The sequence below is a fragment of the Streptomyces sp. NPDC059534 genome (assembly GCF_042743475.1).
In the GTDB taxonomy this organism is placed as follows: Bacteria; Actinomycetota; Actinomycetes; order Streptomycetales; family Streptomycetaceae; genus Streptomyces.
This window is the reverse complement of the sequence record NZ_JBHWAQ010000051.1, coordinates 11,539-26,983: the sequence shown is the minus strand read 5'-3', so window position 1 is coordinate 26,983 and position 15,445 is coordinate 11,539. Positions and strand designations below refer to the sequence as shown.

The window sequence follows — 15,445 nt, the reverse complement described above, 5'->3', positions numbered from 1 at the left end:
ACTGGGAATCGCGTGTGTGGTGCTGAGGCGGGCTAGGCGGCGCCGGGCGCCGGCTCCCACTGGTCCGGCAGGAGCAGGTCCTCCGGGTCCAGGGCGTTCACGTGGTACTTGCCGACCGCGCTGGTCAGCATCCGCAGTTCGAGGGCGAGGGCCTCGACGAGGCGGGTCAGGCCGGCCTCGCGGTCCTCGTCGACGGCGAGGAGGGCGGCGCGGCCGAGGCCGACGGCGCGGGCTCCGAGGGCGAGTGCCTTGACGGCGCGGGTGCCCTCCCACATGCGGCCGCTGGCGAGCAGGCAGTGGTCGGTGCGGCCGACGCGCCGCAGGCAGTCGGCGAGCGGGAGCCCGACGTGGCCGAGGAAGGCGGTCGGCGCCCAGGCGGTACCGCCCTCCGCGCCGTCGACGGTGACGGAGTCCGCGCCGGCCGCCCAGGCGGTGGCCGCGGCCCGGGCGACGTCCCGGCCGGGGTGGAGCTTCACCCACACCCGGGCGCGGGGGAAGTTGTTGCGCATGAGCCGGATCTGCTGGCGCAGGATCTCCTCGGTGAAGGTGCCGGGGCTGGCGACCCGCAGGACCTTGTCGCCGCCGGCGCCGTACACCTCGTCGAGGGCGTACTGTTCGGCGACCTGGCCCGCCGTCGCGCGGCTCAGCAGGGTGAGTCCGCCGAGGCCGGGCTTGGCGCCCTGGCCGACCTTGAGCTCGAAGGCGAGGCGGCCGGTGGCGAGGAGGGGTTCGGTGAGCGGGTCGCTGTAGACGAGGTTCCAGACCTCGGCGTCGGCGTCCTCCGTGGACTGCTGGACGACGACGCCGCCGTGCTCGTCGTCGGCGGCCTCCGCATAGGCGGCGATCCGGCCGAGGAGCGGCGAGACGCCGTTCTCGCCGGCGCTGCGGTAGCCGTTGACGGGGACCACGTTCTCCCCGATGACCAGCGGGATGCCGAGCGCCCCGGCCTGGCGACCGGCGGCCTCGCCGAGGTCGCGGCTGGCGACCTGGGTGGACCCGAAGGCCGACACGTACAGCGGCAGCCTGCTGGTGAACCCGCCGATGACGGTGTCGAGTTCGACGTCGGTGTACAGCGGTTCGCGGGCGAGGTCGATGAGCTTCTTCAGCCGCTCGGGCATGAAGACCGGCGGCACGATCCGCATCCGCTCCAGCAGGTCGTCCGGGTCGTGCGCGGCCCGGCCGGCCGACGGCGCGGGGACGGCGCCGAGCAGTCCGCTGCCGTAGCCGGTCTCCGCCGGGAAGACGGCCCCGGCGCCCTGCCGGGCGCGCAGGCGGACCTGCTCCTCGGGGAAGCCGTCCGCGACGAGTGCGGTGCTCATGCCGACACCACCCCGGGGAGCTTCGGGTAGGCGCTGGCCTGCCAGGCGGCCTGCCGGCCGGTGACGTAGCGGGTGAAGCGCTCCAGGCCGATGCCGAAGCCGGAGCTGGCGGGGATTCCGCGGCGGGCCAGGTCGAGGTACCAGCCGTACTTGGCGGGGTTCTCGCCGGTCTCGCGCATGCGGGTGACGAGGGTGGCGTAGTCGTGCTCGCGCTCGCTGCCGCTGGCCAGCTCGCCGTAGCCCTCGGGGGCGATGAGGTCGAAGTTCCGCAGGACGCCGGGCTGTTCGGCGCTCTCCTTGTCGTAGAAGCCGCGCGAGCCCTTCGGGTAGTCGGTGATGAAGAAGGGGCGCTCGGCGCGGGCGGAGACGATCTCCTCGCCCTGCCAGTCGATCTCGGCGGCGGGGTCCTGCGGGTGGCCGAGCTCGATCAGCTCGGCGGTGGCCCGCTGGTGGCCGACCCGGCCGAAGGAGGCGGTGACGGCCTCGCGCAGGGCGCCGGCGTCGCGGCCGAGCAGGTCGAGCTCGCCCGGCAGGCCGGCGAGGACGTCGGCGACGACGTGGGTGACGAGCTGCTCGGCGAGGTCCATCGCGTCCTCGCGGCGGGCGTCACGGATCTCCACGTCGATCTGGTGGAACTCGGCGAGGTGGCGGTGCGTGACCGCCGTCTCCAGCGGTTCCAGCCGGACGTTCGGGGCGATGTAGAAGATCTTGTCGAAGGCCAGCAGCGACGCCTGCTTGTACAGGATCGCGCTCGTCATCATCTTGTACTTGTGGCCGTAGAAGTCGACGTCCACCTGCTTCGAGCCGCGGATCCCGGGGTCGGTGACCGGACCGATGATGGGCGGCAGCAGCTCCTGGAAACCGCGCGCCGTCAGGAAGGCGCGGGTCGCGGCGAGCATGCGGCTCTGCACGCGCAGGGTGGCCCGGGTGAGCGGGTCGGTGAGGTGCGCGTCGGGGGAGGCGGGGAAGGGCAGGAGTGCCTCGTCCACGGCCTCGGCGATGGTGACGGTCACGGTCATACCTCCTGAAGGAGCGGAACGGCGGCGGGGGTGCGGCCGCCGTCGTGGTCGGGGTGGTCGTAGCGGCGCTGTACGAAGGTCAGCGCGTCGTGCAGTCCGGTCGCGGTGAGCCGGGAGCCGCGCCGTCCGGTGACCCGCCCGATGGGCATGGCACCGATGTCCGACCAGGTCAGCCGGCCCGTCTCGTCGATGTGGCTGCGGGCGCGGCCCGCGTTGTCGGGGTGGAGGCAGTAGGGGACGTCGAGGTAGCCGCGCTCGAATGCCTTGAGCAGGGCGGTGCCGAGGTCGGCGTCCAGGCCGAGCACGGCGTCCACGAGGGCGCGGGCCTCCGCGTACACCGGGTTGTCGGCCGGGTCGGACCCCTCGTCCGTGTCGTCGTCGCCGGCGGCGCGGGCCGCCGCGTCCGCCGCGATGCGCAGGGCCCGGACGTTCTCGTCGACGGTCGGGATGCGGTGGGCCTCGGCGGCCGTCTTGACGATGAGCCGCTGCGCGCCCGCCGTGACCGCCAGTGCCGCGGAGTCCTCCAGGAGGGCGTGGGCGCCGCGGGTGGTGCGGGGGTACACCCCCATGTAGGTGTACACCACGATGTGCCAGTCGGTCTCCGGCAGAAGCTCGGCAGCCAGGCGGCGGAGAGCGCGCACCGCCTGCCGGTCCTGCGCCGGGCTGGTCTGCTGGGCGTAGCTCAGCGAGATCGACCGCAGTCCCGCCCGGTGGAAGAACACGCCTTCCAGGGCGCTGATCGCCACGAGCAGTCCCGGCGGGCACAGCTGGCCGAGCATGCAGCCGCCGAAGCTTTCCAGGTGCGGTTCGGCTCCGTCGGCGCGCAGGGCGGCCAGTCGCTCGCAGGTCTCCTGCCAGTTGCGGACCGAGTCGACGAGCGGGGTGCGGCCGTAGGGCAGGCAGTACGAGACGGGGCCGCCCTCGGTCGCGGTGAGGCCGAGCCGGGCGAGCGCGGCGACGATGCGCTGCGGGCGCGCCGAGCCGTGCCGGACCTGGACGGGGAAGCCGTCCTCGGCGATTCCGTCCAGGACCCAGCGCGAGGTGTCCGGGCTGTAGGAGGTGATGGGGTAGCCGTTGAGCGGGACTCCCCGGCCCAGGGCCCGGACCGCGGAGGGCTCGTCGCCGACGCGGGTGTAGCTGTCGATGGTGAGGGTGCCGGCGACCGCGTCCGCGGCGCCCTTGGTGGCCCGCAGTCCGGCCCGCATCCGGGCGGGCTCGGAGAAGCCCATGCGGGGTTGGACCACGAGGGCGCCCCGGGCCCGGGCGGCGGCCACGAACCGTCCGAAGGACGTCACCGTGCCACCCCTTCCAGCCGGGCGGCCGGCGCGAGGGGGGCGTCCGGTGTGACCGGGCCCCGGTTCGCGGCCAGCGCGGCGATGAACTCCTCGAAGGCACCGAGGCCCTGATCCTCCTCGTAGACCGCGTCGAAGCCGGCCTCGACGAGCCGCCGGCCGCTTCCGGCGCGGCCCTCGGCACCGAGGACGCCCAGCTTGCCGCCGATGACGGCGGGCAGGCCGGCGAGTTCCCAGCGCGAGCGGATCGTCCGGATCAGCTCCTCGGCGTCCTGGAAGCCATGGCCGTTGACGCTGCTGACCACGAGCAGGTCGGGCTGGAACTTGCCGCAGGATTCCACGATCTCGTCCTGGGAAATGCACGGGCCCAGATTGACGACGTGGTGTCCCAGGTCTTCGATCAGCAATTGAATGAACACGAGATTCCAGGTGTGGGCATCGGACGGTAGTCCGGTGACCATGACGTCCAGCGGCCCGGTTCGAGCTCGGGACGCCACTTCCGCAGGCTGCATCATCACTTCGTCCACATCGTGGGGTGACAAGTGGGAGAAGGAGGTCCTGGACCGCTCGGAACTTCCCTTCGGCATCGATCGTAGGAACGCCGCGAGCGGCTGACCGGCGCCCGGGGCGGCAGCCGGGCGGCAGTTGCCGGTGCCTGTCGGTTCCCCTTTACCGGCCCGCCCTACAGTCGAATTCCGCCGCCGCGTCGCCGGCCGGAGCGGAATACGGGAGCACGCGCCCGAGAAACCCTGAGGAGTGGACCCATGTCCCAGATCGCCCCCACCGCGGAACTGGCCGCGGCCCTGCTCGACGTCATGTCCGAGACCGATCGCCACGAGCCCCTGGGAGAGGCGAAGTTCGCCGTCCTCGAAGCGGCGATGCAGTTGATCGACGCCGACCGCCCTGAGCTGGCGGACCAGCCCCAGCGGCGCACGGAGCTGCTGCGCGAGGCGCTGGGCTCGGTGCGGGCCGCCGCGGTGGCCGCCGGGATCGCCGTGACGCGCGCCCACGAGGTGTCCCGCGTCCTGGTGTGACCCGCGCCGGCCGGCGGGCTGCCGCCCAACTGCCGCACGGGCTGCCCGAACCGGCGCGCACGGTCTCGTAGCGTCGAGACACCGGTGCGGCACCGGATCCCCGTTCCACGGACCCAACAGAGGTGAAGCCATGGCTACCAATCCGTTCGACGACGCCGACGGCCGTTTCGTCGTCCTGGCCAACGACGAGGGCCAGCACTCGCTGTGGCCCGCCCGGATCCGCCGCCCGGAGGGCTGGCTGCTGGTCCGCGAGGAGGGCAGCAAGCAGGAGTGCTCCGAGTACGTCGAGGCCAACTGGACGGATCTGCGCCCCCGTTCGGTGGTCGCCGCGATGGGCGGCTGATCACGGGCGCACAGGCGCACACGACGGGGCGGCGTCGGTACGGCTCGCATGAGCCCGTACCGGCGCCGCCCCGTCGTGCGCGGTCAGTGCTCGCCGACCACGCACCACTCCAGGACCGCCATCGCCGCGGTCATCTTGTGGAACGCCTGCCGCCAGGCGAGGCTGCGCTCACCGTCGAGGACCTCGTCGGAGACCTCCTGGCCGCGGACGGCCGGCAGGTCGTGCAGGAAGACGGTGTCCGGGCCGCTGTGGCGCTCGAAGAAGTCCCGGTCGACGGCGAAGCCCTCGAACGCCGTCAGCCAGTTCGGGTCGGCCTTCGGCACGCCCATGGTCTGCCAGCGGCTCGTGTAGACGGCGTCGACGGGTCCCTCGACCGCGGCCGGGTCGGTGATCCGGCTCACCAGGTGCTGTCCGCCGCTGAGTTCGTCGACGAGGTCCATGGTGTCCTTGGGCACCTCGTACCCCTCGGGGGACAGCAGCGTGATCCGCAGTCCCGGGGTGAGCGCACCGGCCAGCGCGAGGGCCGCTCCGGAGCTGTTGCCCTCCCCGACGACGAGCACGTGGCGCCCGGCGAGGTCTCCGAAGCGCTCGCTGAGCGTGGCCAGGTCGGCGATCGCCTGGGTGGGGTGCTCGTCGAGGCTGAGGGCGTTGACGACCGCGAGGTCCGGGCTGCCGCCGAGGCGGCGCATCTCCGCCACGTCGCCGTTGGTGCGGACGACGAGGGCGTCGAGGTACTGGCCGAGGACCCGGCTGGTGTCCTCCACCGTCTCACCGGTGGTCAGCTGGAGTTCGTCCGGGCCGAAGGTGATCACGTCGGCGCCGAGCCGGGTGGCACCGCTCCAGAACGAGGTACGGGTCCGGGTGGACGACTTGCGGAAGTAGATGCCGACCTGGCGTCCCGTCAGCGGCTTGTCGTCGACCTCGCCGGTGCCGAACTCGACGGCGCGGGCGACGATGCGGGCGAGCTGCTCGGGCTTCAGGTCGGCGAGGGAGATCAGGTTGCGCATGGCGGGGATGCCTTTCTGCGAAGGGTGGGAACGCCGGAGGAAGAAGAGGAAGAAGGGAGGAAGAGGGGTACGGAGAGTGGCGCGAGGACGGCCGGGGCGCTCAGGAGACGAGGGCCGTGGCCCGTACGAGGAGGGCGGCGCGCTCGGCCGCGGGGCGGCGCACCAGGTTGAGCACCCCGAACCGCGGGGCGCCGTCCTCGTCGCCGGGCAGCCGGCGCACCAGCCCGCGCAGCATCAGGGCGTGCACGTCGCGGACCACGGTCGCCGGCGGCGCGGAGAGTTCGGTGGCGGCCTGGTCGGCGCTCCATCCGTCGGCCAGCAGGCTCAGGTTGCCGAGCAGCGCGGCCGGTCCGTCGTCCAGGGCGGCGACGGCCGCCGCGAGCTGCGCGGCCATTCCCTCGCCGCCGGTGTCGGCGGCGGTCACGTCGTCCACGACGTCGAGCGGGGACGTCCGGGCGATCGCGAGCAGTTCGGCGGGCGAGCGCAGCAGAAGCCAGGAGGCGGCGGCCTCCATCGCCCTGGGCACTCCGTCGAGGGCCCGGCTGAGGTCGGCGACGGTGCGCACCAGGGAGTCGCCGGGCAGCAGGTCGGGGCGCATGTGGCCGACGTACGACAGCATCAGTTCGACGGCCGGCCGCCCGGCGGTCAGGGAATCCCCGGGCAGCGGCCCGCCGGTGCCGTCGGCCCGCACGGGGTCGGTCACGGGCAGCGGGCCCAGCGGCAGCAGCCGGTTGCCCGGGGTGCGGTGCGGTTCCCGTGTCGTGATCAGCACCTTGAGGCGGTCGCAGGCGTGGAGCAGTTCGAGGAGCGGGGCCGCGAGGTGGGGCGCGTCGTCGTGGCCGTCGAGGACGAGGAGGGTGGCCCGGCCGCCTATCACGGAGGCGAGTTCGTCCAGGCCGCGTCCGCCGAGGGCCACCGAGCGGGCCCAGCCCGCCAGCGCGGACCGCGGACTGCGGGCCGCCGCGGGTCCGGCGACCGGAGGCGCGGCCTCGTTCATGTCCACCCAGACGACCGGGGTGCGGTCCCGGCTGTGGAGCGCCAGGGCGGCCTCCTGGGCCAGCCGGGTCTTGCCGACCCCGGCCAGGCCCACCACGCTCAGCAGCCGCTCGTGCTCGGTGGACAACAGCGCGGTCAGTGACCTCAATTCTTCGGTGCGCCCCACCAGCCGGCGCAACGGCCGCGGCGGCGGAGCCAGTTCGGCGCCGTAGGTCTCACGCATCACCGTGCCGGCCTCGGCGCCCTCCACGGCGAGTTCCAGGGCGGCGCGGCGGGCGTCGCTCAGTCGCATGGCGCCGGCGAGCAGCCGGAGCGTCTCCCGGCGCGGGTGCCGCACCCGCCCCTGCTCCAGGTCCCTGATGGCCCGCACGCTGACCGTCGACAGTCCGGCCAGCTGCTCCTGGGTGATCCCGGCCCACTGCCGTGCCGCCCGCAGTAGTTCGGCGAGCCCGTCCGGCGATGCCTGCTCGGTCATGACCAGTCTCCTTGGATGCATGGGGGGTCCTCAGTGCGAGGGCCGCGAAGGAGTCGGCCTCGTGACCCCTACAGTGGCGGCGCTGATTACCGTTCCCGTACCGGCTCGTTCCCGAGCGTCACGGGAACGGGCTAGGATCCGCATTCACCGGCGCTGTCGGCGTGGACGAGTGACCTGGGGGGGTGCTTTCGGCGATGACCGCTGCCGAGGCGCGATCGCTGCGATTCAACGTGCTGGGCCCTCTCGAAGGGTGGGCGGACGGTACGCGGCTGCGGCTGGGGGGACTGATCCAGGAACGGGTGCTCGGCACCCTGCTCCTGGAGCCCGGCCGGGTGCTGACGATCGGCCGCCTGGTGGAGTCCGCCTGGGCCGAGGACCCACCCGCCACCGCCTCCCATCAGGTACGCAAGGCGGTCGCGGACCTGCGGCGGCGCATCCCCGCGGGCAGCGAGGTCATCGTCACCGACGGCCCCGGCTACCGGGTGGTCCTGGGACCCGAGCAGCTCGACCTGACGGAGTTCGGCGCCCTGGTGCGGACCGCCCGGGACGCGCCGGCCGAGGGCCGCGCGATCGACGCAGTGGAGGCACTGCGCCGGGCTCTCGGCCTGTGGCGCGGCCCGATCCTTTCGGGCGCCGGCGGCCCGGTGATCGAGGCGGCGGCCACCGCGTTCGAGGAGCGCCGGCTCGGCGCCGCCGAGCAGCTCTTCGAACTGCGCCTGGCACTGGGCGAGTCCGCCGAACTCGTCGTCGACCTGCGGGACCTGGTGCAGGCGCACCCCCTGCACGAGTCGCTGCGCGCCCAGTTGATGCTGGCCCTCTACCGCTCGGGGCGGCAGGCCGAGGCGCTGGAGGAGTACAGCAGGGTCCGCGAACTCCTGGTGGAGGAGCTCGGAGTCGACCCGGGACCGCGTCTGACCAAGGTGTACGAGGGGATCCTGCGCGACAGCCCGGAGCTGGCCGCACCCGTTCCGCCGCCCGACGCGACCCCGCTCCCCCGGCCGGTCGCCGCCTCCCACGAGGCCCCGTGCACCCTGCCGTACGACCTGGCGGACTTCACCGGCCGCGGCGACGAACTGCAGGAGCTGCTCGACTCCGCGGGCCGGGATTACGCGCGTCACTCCCGCATCGTGGCCCTGGACGGCATGGGCGGCAGCGGGAAGACCTCCCTCGCGGTGCACGCGGCACACACCCTGGCCGGCGACTTCCCCGACGGCCAGCTCTACATCGACCTGCGCGGATACACCCCCGGCGAGCAGCCGGTGACCGCGAGCGGAGCGCTCGACAGCCTGCTGCGCGCGCTGGGCGTGCCGGGCACGCGCATCCCCGAGGACGCCGCCGGACGCACGGCGCTGTGGCGGTCGACCATCGCCGGGAAGCGGCTGCTGCTGCTCCTCGACAACGCGGCCGACGCGGACGGCGTACGGCCGCTGCTGCCGACCTCGCCCGGCTGCCTGGTCCTGGTGACCAGCCGGGCCCGGCTGGTGGACCTCGACTCCGCGCAGTGGATCTCCATCGACGTGATGTCGCCGACGGAGTGCGCGGCGCTGATCGCGGAGACGCTGGGCGAACGGCGGTACGCGGCGGAGCCGGAGGCCGCGGCCGAGCTGGCCCGGCTGTGCGGGCATCTGCCGCTGGCCCTGCGGATCGCCACCGCCCGGCTGCGCAACCGGCCGCGCTGGACGCTGCGTTATCTCGCCGACCGGCTGCGCGACGAGACGCGCAGGCTGGACGAGCTGAGTTCGGGCCAGCGCAGCGTCGCCGCCACCCTTCGCCTGTCGTACCAGGCCCTGCCGCAGGACTGCCGGACGGCGTTCCGCAGTCTGGCGCTGCACCCGGGCGGCGATCTCGACGTGCACGCGGCCGCCGCGCTCCTCGACACGGACCCGATGGACGCCGAGGACATCCTCGAACTCCTCCTGGACGTGCACCTGCTGCAGCAGCCGGAGATCGGGCTCTACACCTTCCACGACCTGGTGCGGAGCTTCGCGCAGAGCCTGCGGTCCCCGGCGACGGACGGCGACGACTCCGCGTCGACCCGGAGGCTGCTCGACTATTACCTGGCGGCGACGGAGTCGGCGTGCCAGGTGATGTTCCCGGGCCGGCGCCGCATCCCCACCGAGGTGGCGGAGGTGGAGGACGCCGAGGCGTGGTCGTCGCGGCTGCCCTGGTTCGCGGACAGCGGGCAGGCCGAGCAGTGGTTCGCGCGGGAGCAGGGATCGCTGCTGGGCGCGGTCGGCCTGGCCGACCGGCTGGGACACGACCGCCACACCGTGTTCCTGACCCGCAACCTCGCCTTCCAGCTCAGCGCGCGCGGCCAGTTGGAGGAGTTCCGCTCGATGGGTCTGGTGGCGGTGGCCGCCGCGCGCCGCCTCGGCGAACTGCCGCTGCTCGGCGTCAGTCTGTCCAATCTGGGCGTCGCCTGCTGGAAGCTGGGCCGCTTCGCCGAGGGCATCGAGGTCGCCACGGAGGGCCGCGACGTCGCCGAGCGGCTGGGTGACGTGCAGACGCTGGCGCACAGCGAGAGCGCCCTCGGCCAGCTCAACAGCCTGCTGGGCCGGTTCCCCCAGGCACTGTCCCATCTGGAGAAGTCCATCGCGCACCAGCGCGAACTCGGCGCCAGCCGGGCCGAGGCGGAGAGCCTCACCCTGCTCAGCACCCTGTACGAGCAGTGGGGCCGCCATGAGGAGGCCGCGTCGGCGGCCCGTCGCGCGATCGGCTTGTGCGATGAACTCGGCCAGCACGAGAACAAGTTGGTCGCCCTCACGGACCTGGCCTTCGCCCATGCCTGCCTCGGCGACGACGAGGCCGCCGACACCTGCCTCAACCGGGCGCGCGAGCTGTGCACCGAGAGCAGCGATCCCGGCCAGGTGGCGCTCGCCCTCGCTCTCTTAGCGGAGGTGACCCAACGGCTCGGCCGACATGAGCAGGCCACGCATTACGCGGACCGCGCCATCGAAACCATCGGGCCAAACGTTTCTCTACTCCGCCGAGCCAAGGTCGAAAACACGGTCGGCCGTTATTTGTTCAAACGCAAGGAGTACGCGGCAGCCCTCGGTCTCCACGAGCGAGCCCACGAGGTGGCCCACTCCCTGGACTTCCGCATCGAGATCGCCTACGCCCTCTCCGGCATGGCCCGCGCCCAGGCCGCCCTCGGCCTCACCGAGGAGGCGGCCCGCAACGAGCGCTCCGCGGAGGACCTCTTCGACCAGATGGGCGTCCCCGCCGACCGCCGACGCACCTGAGGCGACCGCCGCACGCGACACGCCACATGCACCGGTGCCCCGCACCAGGTCTCGGAAGACCTGATGCGGGGCACCGGTGCATGTGCCGGGGAGGGGATCAGACGGCGAGGACGCTCACACCGTTCTTGCCGATGACGGTCGGGCCCTGGTCGTCGGTCACCGCGGCCTGGACGACGCCACCCTTACCGATGACCGTCGGACCCTGGTCGTCGGTCACCGCAGCCTGCACGACGCCACCCTTACCGATGACCGTCGGACCCTGGTCGTCGGTCACCGCGGCCTGCACGACCCCGCCCTTACCGATGACCGTCGGACCCTGGTCGTCGGTCACCGCAGCCTGCACGACGCCACCCTTACCGATGACCGTCGGACCCTGGTCGTCAGTGACCGCAGCCTGCACGACCCCGCCCTTGCCGATGACCGTCGGACCCTGGTCATCGGCCACCACGTGCACGCCGGCCGGCTGGATCTGCGAGTGTCCCGCCTCGACCGTGGCCCCCAGGCCGAAGGCGAGGGTGGCGGCGACGATCCCGACGAGTCCGGCCGACTTGCGTCCCATGACCTATCCCCTTTGCGTGGTTTCTGCGGTTTCTGCTTCCCGACACCACGTACTCTCCGGGGACCCGTTCCCGGACCGTTCCCGAGCCGATACCGCCCTGCGGGACGGCACGGGAACGCACCCGGGAACGCCTGGTCAGCCCGGGTACAGCCCGCTGTTCGACGCCACGCTCAGCCCGTTGCGGGCCTCCTCTCACGGGCGAACACGGTCATGCCGCCGCTGAGGCGGCAGCTGACCACGCGCGGACCCTGCTCGGTGAGGACCACGGTGGTACAGGCGCGCCCGGATCCGACGTCCGCGAGATCGAGCAGTGCGCGGACCGTGGCACGCAGCGTGGCGACCTCGTCCTCGTCGGGCGCGCGGTGGTTCGGTGGCACCCGGCCGGGGCCACGCCGGACGCTGATGTCCACCACCGTGTGCATGCTGTTGTCGCTCACGGTCTCGACACGGAACTCGGGCCCGTCCCAGGGCTCTTCCGCGTCCGTGTACGGGGCGGGCCGGCCCGGCCGGTCGTGCTCGACCGACCGTTCGATGGCGGACAGCTCCTGAAGGATGTGGCGGAGACCCTCGGCCACGTCGATCCGGTCCGGGGGATGCTTCATCGGAGACTCCTCCTGCAGAGAACTACTCCTGCAGGGTCGGACCCGCCGATCCCGTTTCCCTCCCGCTCCGGTCCCGCCCGACGGCCGTACGGACCGCTTCCGCGAGGGACAGGGCGGCGCCCTCGCGGAACGCGGCGGCGTACGGAGCGTCGCCGAGGCCCGCGCGGGCGACGTCGGCGATGCGGTTCACGTCGCCTCGTTCGCCCTCGGGGAGCGGCGATCCCGCGCTCCGCCGGGCGGCGTCGGCGGCGCCGAGGAGGAGGGCGGCGCGGGTGAGGGCCGGGGTGCCGCCCTCGGCCGCGGCGGCGCCGGCGGTGCCTTCGAAGGAGAGCGCGAGTGCGCGCGGCTCGGCCAGCCGCCGGGCGAAGTCGAGGCCGCTCGCCTGGTACGCGGCGGCCCGGTCGGCCTGGCCGCGCAGTTCGGCGGTGAAGCCGAGCTCCACGTGGATCAGGTGCTTTCCGGCGGTCGACGACGGATAGGCGTCGCGCATCGTCCGCAGATGGCGCTCGGCGGCGTCGAGGTCGCCCGAGCGGCGTGCGCCGAGGGCGAGGCCCATGAGGGCGAACACCTCGCCGTACATGTGTCCCTGTTCGGCCGCCGCGCGCCGGGCCCGCTCGTGCAGGTCGCGGGCTCGCTCCCACTCCCCGGCCAGCAGGGCGAGGCGCCCCAGGCCGGCGAGGCGCGCGGAGGTCTCCGCGGGCAGTCCGAGACCTTCGGCCAGCCGCAGCCCCTCGGTCTGGCGCTCGGTCGCGGCGGCGTAGTCGCCCTCGATCTCGGCCAGTGCGGCGAGCACCGGGACCGTCATCAACTCGCCCCAGCCGTCCCCGAGTTCCCGGAACGCCGTGGCGCCGCCGAGGCCGTCCTCGCGCGCGGCGCGCAGGTCTCCCGCCGCGAACGCGGTGTGCGCGCGCAGGGACCGCGCTGCGGCGGTGCCCCACGGGTCGGCGGCCTCGGTGAACCGTTCGAGGGCACGGGCGTTGACGCTCCGGGCCGCCGCGGGATCGCCCGCGTGGTAGAGGCTGTACGCGAACAGCCACAGGGCGCGGCCACGGCGTACGGCATCGGGGATGTCCGCCTCGGGGCAGTCGGCGTCCGGCGCACGGCCGCCCGTCATCATGACGAACGCTCCGTGGAGTACGCGGAGTTCGGCCGAGAGGTCGGGCGGTACGGCGTCCAGGACCTCGGCGAGGCGGCGGCGCCCCTCGTGCAGGCGGCCCCGCAGCAGCCACCAGGGGCACAGGGCGGTGGCCAGCGCCGCCGCGTCCCGCGGGTCACCCGCGCGCAGGGCGTGGTCGAGGGCCGCACGGGTGTTGGCGGACTCGGCGTCCAGCCGGGCGAGCCAGACCCGCTGCCCGGCGCCGCGCAGGCGGGATTCGGCGCGCTCGGCGAACTCGCGGTAGTACCGGACGTGGCGAGCGGAGACGCCGTCCCCCTCCCGCGCCTCGTGGAGCCGGTCGCGGGCGTAGACGGCGACCGATTCGAGCAGGCGGTAGCGCGGGCCGTGGGCGGTCGGGACCGCCATGACGAGGGAGCGGTCGACCAGGCGGCCCACCAGGTCGAGCACGTCCTCGGGGGCGATGCCGTCGCCCGCGCACAGTGCCTCCGCCGCGTCCAGCGCGCAGCCGCCGACCGGGACGGCCAGCCGGCGCAGCACGGCTCTCTCCGACGGGTCGAGCAGCTCCCAGCTCCAGTCGACGACCGCCCGCAGGGTCTGCTGCCGGGCCGGCAGCCCCCGCTGCCCCGAGGCGAGCAGCCGGAACCGGTCGCTCAGGCGCGTGGCCAGTTCCCGCACGCCCAGCGCCCGTACCCGGGTCGCGGCCAGTTCCAGGGCGAGGGGCAGGCAGTCGAGCCGGCGGCAGATGTCGCCGATGGCGTCCCGGGCGCTCCCGTCCCCGGCGCCACCTCCGTGCCCGCCCCCGGCCTCGCCCTCGTCCTCGTCCTCGGGTGCGAAGCCGGGTGCCGCGGCGGCGGCCCGCTCGGTGAAGAGCCGTGCGGCGGCGGCGGGATCGAGGGGATCGACGGCGTACACCGACTCGCCGGGCAGGCGCAGGGACTCGCGGCTCGTGGCAAGTACGCGCAGGCCCGGCGCGCCGTGCAGCAGGGACGCGACCAGCTCGGCGGCCGGTTCGATCACGTGTTCGCAGTTGTCGAGGACGAGCAGGGCCCGGCGGTCCCGCACCGCGGCGAGCAGCGCGTCCGTCGGGCCGCCCGCGCCGCGGGCCGGCGACGCCGAGTCACGGACGCCGAGCACCACGGCCACCGCCTGCACGAGATCGGCGGTCCCGGACGTCCCGGCGGGCAGACCGGCGAACTCGACGAGATGCACGCCGTCGGGCACCGGCCGGTCCTCGTCACGGGAGACCCGCTCGGCCACGGCCAGCGCCAGCCGGGTCTTGCCCACCCCGCCCGGCCCGGTCAGCGTGACCAGCCGCTCGCTGCCGACGAGCCGGCCGACCGTCTCCAGGGCCGGTCCCCGCCCGATCAGCGCCGTCGGAGGCACGGGGAGGTTCCGGCGCGGAGAGGCCGTCCCGTACGGGTCGGGGACCTCCGGCTCCGTGGCCGCGGCGACGGGACCGGGCGCGGTCGCCGGACGGGCGGCCCGGGGCGGCGCCGGGTCCGGGGCGGCCGACCGGACGGCCACGGGCTCTGCCGGGGCGGGGGCGGGTGTCAGACCGGCGTCCTGGCGCAGGACCGCCTCGTACAGGGCGGCCAGTCCGGGGCTCGGGTCGAGGCCCAGTTCGTCGGCGAGCAGGGTGCGGAGTTCCGTGTACGCGGCGACGGCCTCGCTCTGCCGGCCTGCGGCGTACAGGGCGCGTATCCGCACGGCGCGCAGCCGCTCGCTCAACGGGTGACCGGCGACGAGCGCGGCCGTCTCCCCGAGCAACGAGGCATCCCCGAACTCCAGTCGGGTCTCGGCCTGTTCCTCGACGACGGTGAGCCGCTCCTCGGCCAGGCGCTGCGCCGCCGGACGGACGAACTCCTCGTCGGCGAAGTCCGCGTAGGCGGGTCCGCGCCACAGCTTGAGTGCCTCGGTGAGCAGGGCGGCCCGGGGGCGCGGCGACGTGAGGAGGCGGGCGCGTGCCACGAGGAGGCGGAAGTCCTCGGCGTCGACCTCGGACGGGTCGCCGTCGAGGCGCAGCCGGTAGCCGGCGGGGTGGTGGAGGACCCGGTCGCGGCCGATGGCCCTGCGGAGCTGGGAGACCTTGGCCTGAAGGGCGTTGGCGGGGTTGCCGGGGACGGCGTCCCCCCAGATGTCGTCGACGAGGCGGTCCGTCGGCACGGGACGGCCCTCGTGGGCGAGGAGGTCGGCGAGGAGCGCCCGCACCTTGGTCTCGGGCACCCGTACCGGTTCACCCTCGGCATCCCACACCGCCACCGGACCGAGCACCCCGAACCTCATGGCAGGAACCCTACACACCCATGATCATCCGGCCCGGGGCGGACCGTCAGCCGACCGTCAGCGTTCCCGAAGCGGCCTGCGCGACATTCGGTCCGGCGGGGCCCGACGGCCCCGGCGGGAACACGGACGAGGGAGCACGGCCATGAGCACGATCACG

At 73.9% G+C, this 15,445-nt stretch carries 12 protein-coding genes; 3 read left to right on the top strand and 9 right to left on the bottom strand.

Translation table 11 applies throughout. The features are described from left to right. Window positions 1–32 precede the first annotated feature (32 nt). From ACFVZH_RS35790 to ACFVZH_RS35775, 4 genes are read right to left on the bottom strand one after another with little or no spacing between them, the layout of a single operon-like run. Window positions 33–1,319, bottom strand: a complete 1,287-nt coding sequence (locus ACFVZH_RS35790; protein ID WP_384904133.1) for a glutamate synthase-related protein — start codon at window positions 1,317–1,319, stop codon at window positions 33–35. Further along, window positions 1,316–2,338 carry an asparagine synthetase A gene (locus ACFVZH_RS35785; RefSeq protein WP_384904132.1) on the bottom strand — a complete coding sequence of 341 codons (1,023 nt, stop codon included), beginning with the start codon at window positions 2,336–2,338 and terminating at the stop codon, window positions 1,316–1,318. The genes ACFVZH_RS35790 and ACFVZH_RS35785 overlap by 4 nt, the downstream gene beginning before the upstream one ends. Next, on the bottom strand, window positions 2,335–3,633 hold the full coding sequence (locus ACFVZH_RS35780) for a methylaspartate mutase (protein ID WP_384904130.1): 1,299 nt from the start codon (window positions 3,631–3,633) through the stop codon (window positions 2,335–2,337). Before ACFVZH_RS35780 ends, ACFVZH_RS35785 begins: the two co-directional genes overlap by 4 nt. After that, window positions 3,630–4,157, bottom strand: coding sequence for a cobalamin B12-binding domain-containing protein (locus ACFVZH_RS35775; RefSeq protein ID WP_384904128.1), 528 nt, complete (start codon window positions 4,155–4,157; stop codon window positions 3,630–3,632). The genes ACFVZH_RS35780 and ACFVZH_RS35775 overlap by 4 nt, the downstream gene beginning before the upstream one ends. 237 nt (window positions 4,158–4,394) lie before the next feature. On the opposite strand from ACFVZH_RS35775, the gene ACFVZH_RS35770 reads away from it, so the two are divergent. Together ACFVZH_RS35770 and ACFVZH_RS35765 are read left to right on the top strand one after the other, a co-directional pair. Then, window positions 4,395–4,664 carry a hypothetical protein gene (locus ACFVZH_RS35770; RefSeq protein WP_384904127.1) on the top strand — a complete coding sequence of 90 codons (270 nt, stop codon included), beginning with the start codon at window positions 4,395–4,397 and terminating at the stop codon, window positions 4,662–4,664. 130 nt (window positions 4,665–4,794) lie between these two features. After that, the gene (locus ACFVZH_RS35765; protein ID WP_384904125.1) at window positions 4,795–5,007 is read left to right on the top strand and encodes an MbtH family protein; all 213 of its coding nucleotides are present in this window, start codon (window positions 4,795–4,797) and stop codon (window positions 5,005–5,007) included. 83 nt (window positions 5,008–5,090) lie between these two features. On the opposite strand, the gene ACFVZH_RS35760 is transcribed toward ACFVZH_RS35765, so the two are convergent. Next, window positions 5,091–6,014: an ornithine carbamoyltransferase gene (locus ACFVZH_RS35760; protein ID WP_384904123.1), complete on the bottom strand. Its 924-nt coding sequence runs from the start codon at window positions 6,012–6,014 to the stop codon at window positions 5,091–5,093. 100 nt (window positions 6,015–6,114) lie between these two features. Continuing rightward, window positions 6,115–7,485 (bottom strand): helix-turn-helix domain-containing protein, encoded by a 1,371-nt coding sequence (locus ACFVZH_RS35755; protein ID WP_384904121.1) that lies wholly within the window; start codon window positions 7,483–7,485, stop codon window positions 6,115–6,117. 194 nt (window positions 7,486–7,679) lie between these two features. On the opposite strand from ACFVZH_RS35755, the gene ACFVZH_RS35750 reads away from it, so the two are divergent. Beyond that, window positions 7,680–10,727: a BTAD domain-containing putative transcriptional regulator gene (locus ACFVZH_RS35750; RefSeq protein ID WP_384904119.1), complete on the top strand. Its 3,048-nt coding sequence runs from the start codon at window positions 7,680–7,682 to the stop codon at window positions 10,725–10,727. A gap of 97 nt (window positions 10,728–10,824) precedes the next feature. Here ACFVZH_RS35750 and ACFVZH_RS35745 read toward each other — a convergent pair whose 3' ends face one another. The 3 genes from ACFVZH_RS35745 to ACFVZH_RS35735 form a co-directional block, all read right to left on the bottom strand. Continuing rightward, window positions 10,825–11,286: a hypothetical protein gene (locus ACFVZH_RS35745; protein WP_384904118.1), complete on the bottom strand. Its 462-nt coding sequence runs from the start codon at window positions 11,284–11,286 to the stop codon at window positions 10,825–10,827. Window positions 11,287–11,456: 170 nt separating this feature from the next. Then, window positions 11,457–11,888, bottom strand: coding sequence for a hypothetical protein (locus ACFVZH_RS35740; RefSeq protein WP_384904116.1), 432 nt, complete (start codon window positions 11,886–11,888; stop codon window positions 11,457–11,459). Window positions 11,889–11,910: 22 nt separating this feature from the next. Then, the gene (locus ACFVZH_RS35735) at window positions 11,911–15,288 is read right to left on the bottom strand and encodes a BTAD domain-containing putative transcriptional regulator (protein ID WP_384904115.1); all 3,378 of its coding nucleotides are present in this window, start codon (window positions 15,286–15,288) and stop codon (window positions 11,911–11,913) included. Between the last annotated feature and the right edge of the window lie 157 nt (window positions 15,289–15,445).

Coding starts and splice junctions, on each gene's coding strand:
- ACFVZH_RS35735 (WP_384904115.1), bottom strand. CDS start 15,288: ATGAGGTTCGGGGTGCTCGGTCCGGTGGCGGTGTGGGATGCCGAGGGT.
- ACFVZH_RS35745 (WP_384904118.1), bottom strand. CDS start 11,286: ATGGGACGCAAGTCGGCCGGACTCGTCGGGATCGTCGCCGCCACCCTC.
- ACFVZH_RS35790 (WP_384904133.1), bottom strand. CDS start 1,319: ATGAGCACCGCACTCGTCGCGGACGGCTTCCCCGAGGAGCAGGTCCGC.
- ACFVZH_RS35770 (WP_384904127.1), top strand. CDS start 4,395: ATGTCCCAGATCGCCCCCACCGCGGAACTGGCCGCGGCCCTGCTCGAC.
- ACFVZH_RS35755 (WP_384904121.1), bottom strand. CDS start 7,485: ATGACCGAGCAGGCATCGCCGGACGGGCTCGCCGAACTACTGCGGGCG.
- ACFVZH_RS35740 (WP_384904116.1), bottom strand. CDS start 11,888: ATGAAGCATCCCCCGGACCGGATCGACGTGGCCGAGGGTCTCCGCCAC.
- ACFVZH_RS35785 (WP_384904132.1), bottom strand. CDS start 2,338: ATGACCGTGACCGTCACCATCGCCGAGGCCGTGGACGAGGCACTCCTG.
- ACFVZH_RS35750 (WP_384904119.1), top strand. CDS start 7,680: ATGACCGCTGCCGAGGCGCGATCGCTGCGATTCAACGTGCTGGGCCCT.
- ACFVZH_RS35760 (WP_384904123.1), bottom strand. CDS start 6,014: ATGCGCAACCTGATCTCCCTCGCCGACCTGAAGCCCGAGCAGCTCGCC.
- ACFVZH_RS35765 (WP_384904125.1), top strand. CDS start 4,795: ATGGCTACCAATCCGTTCGACGACGCCGACGGCCGTTTCGTCGTCCTG.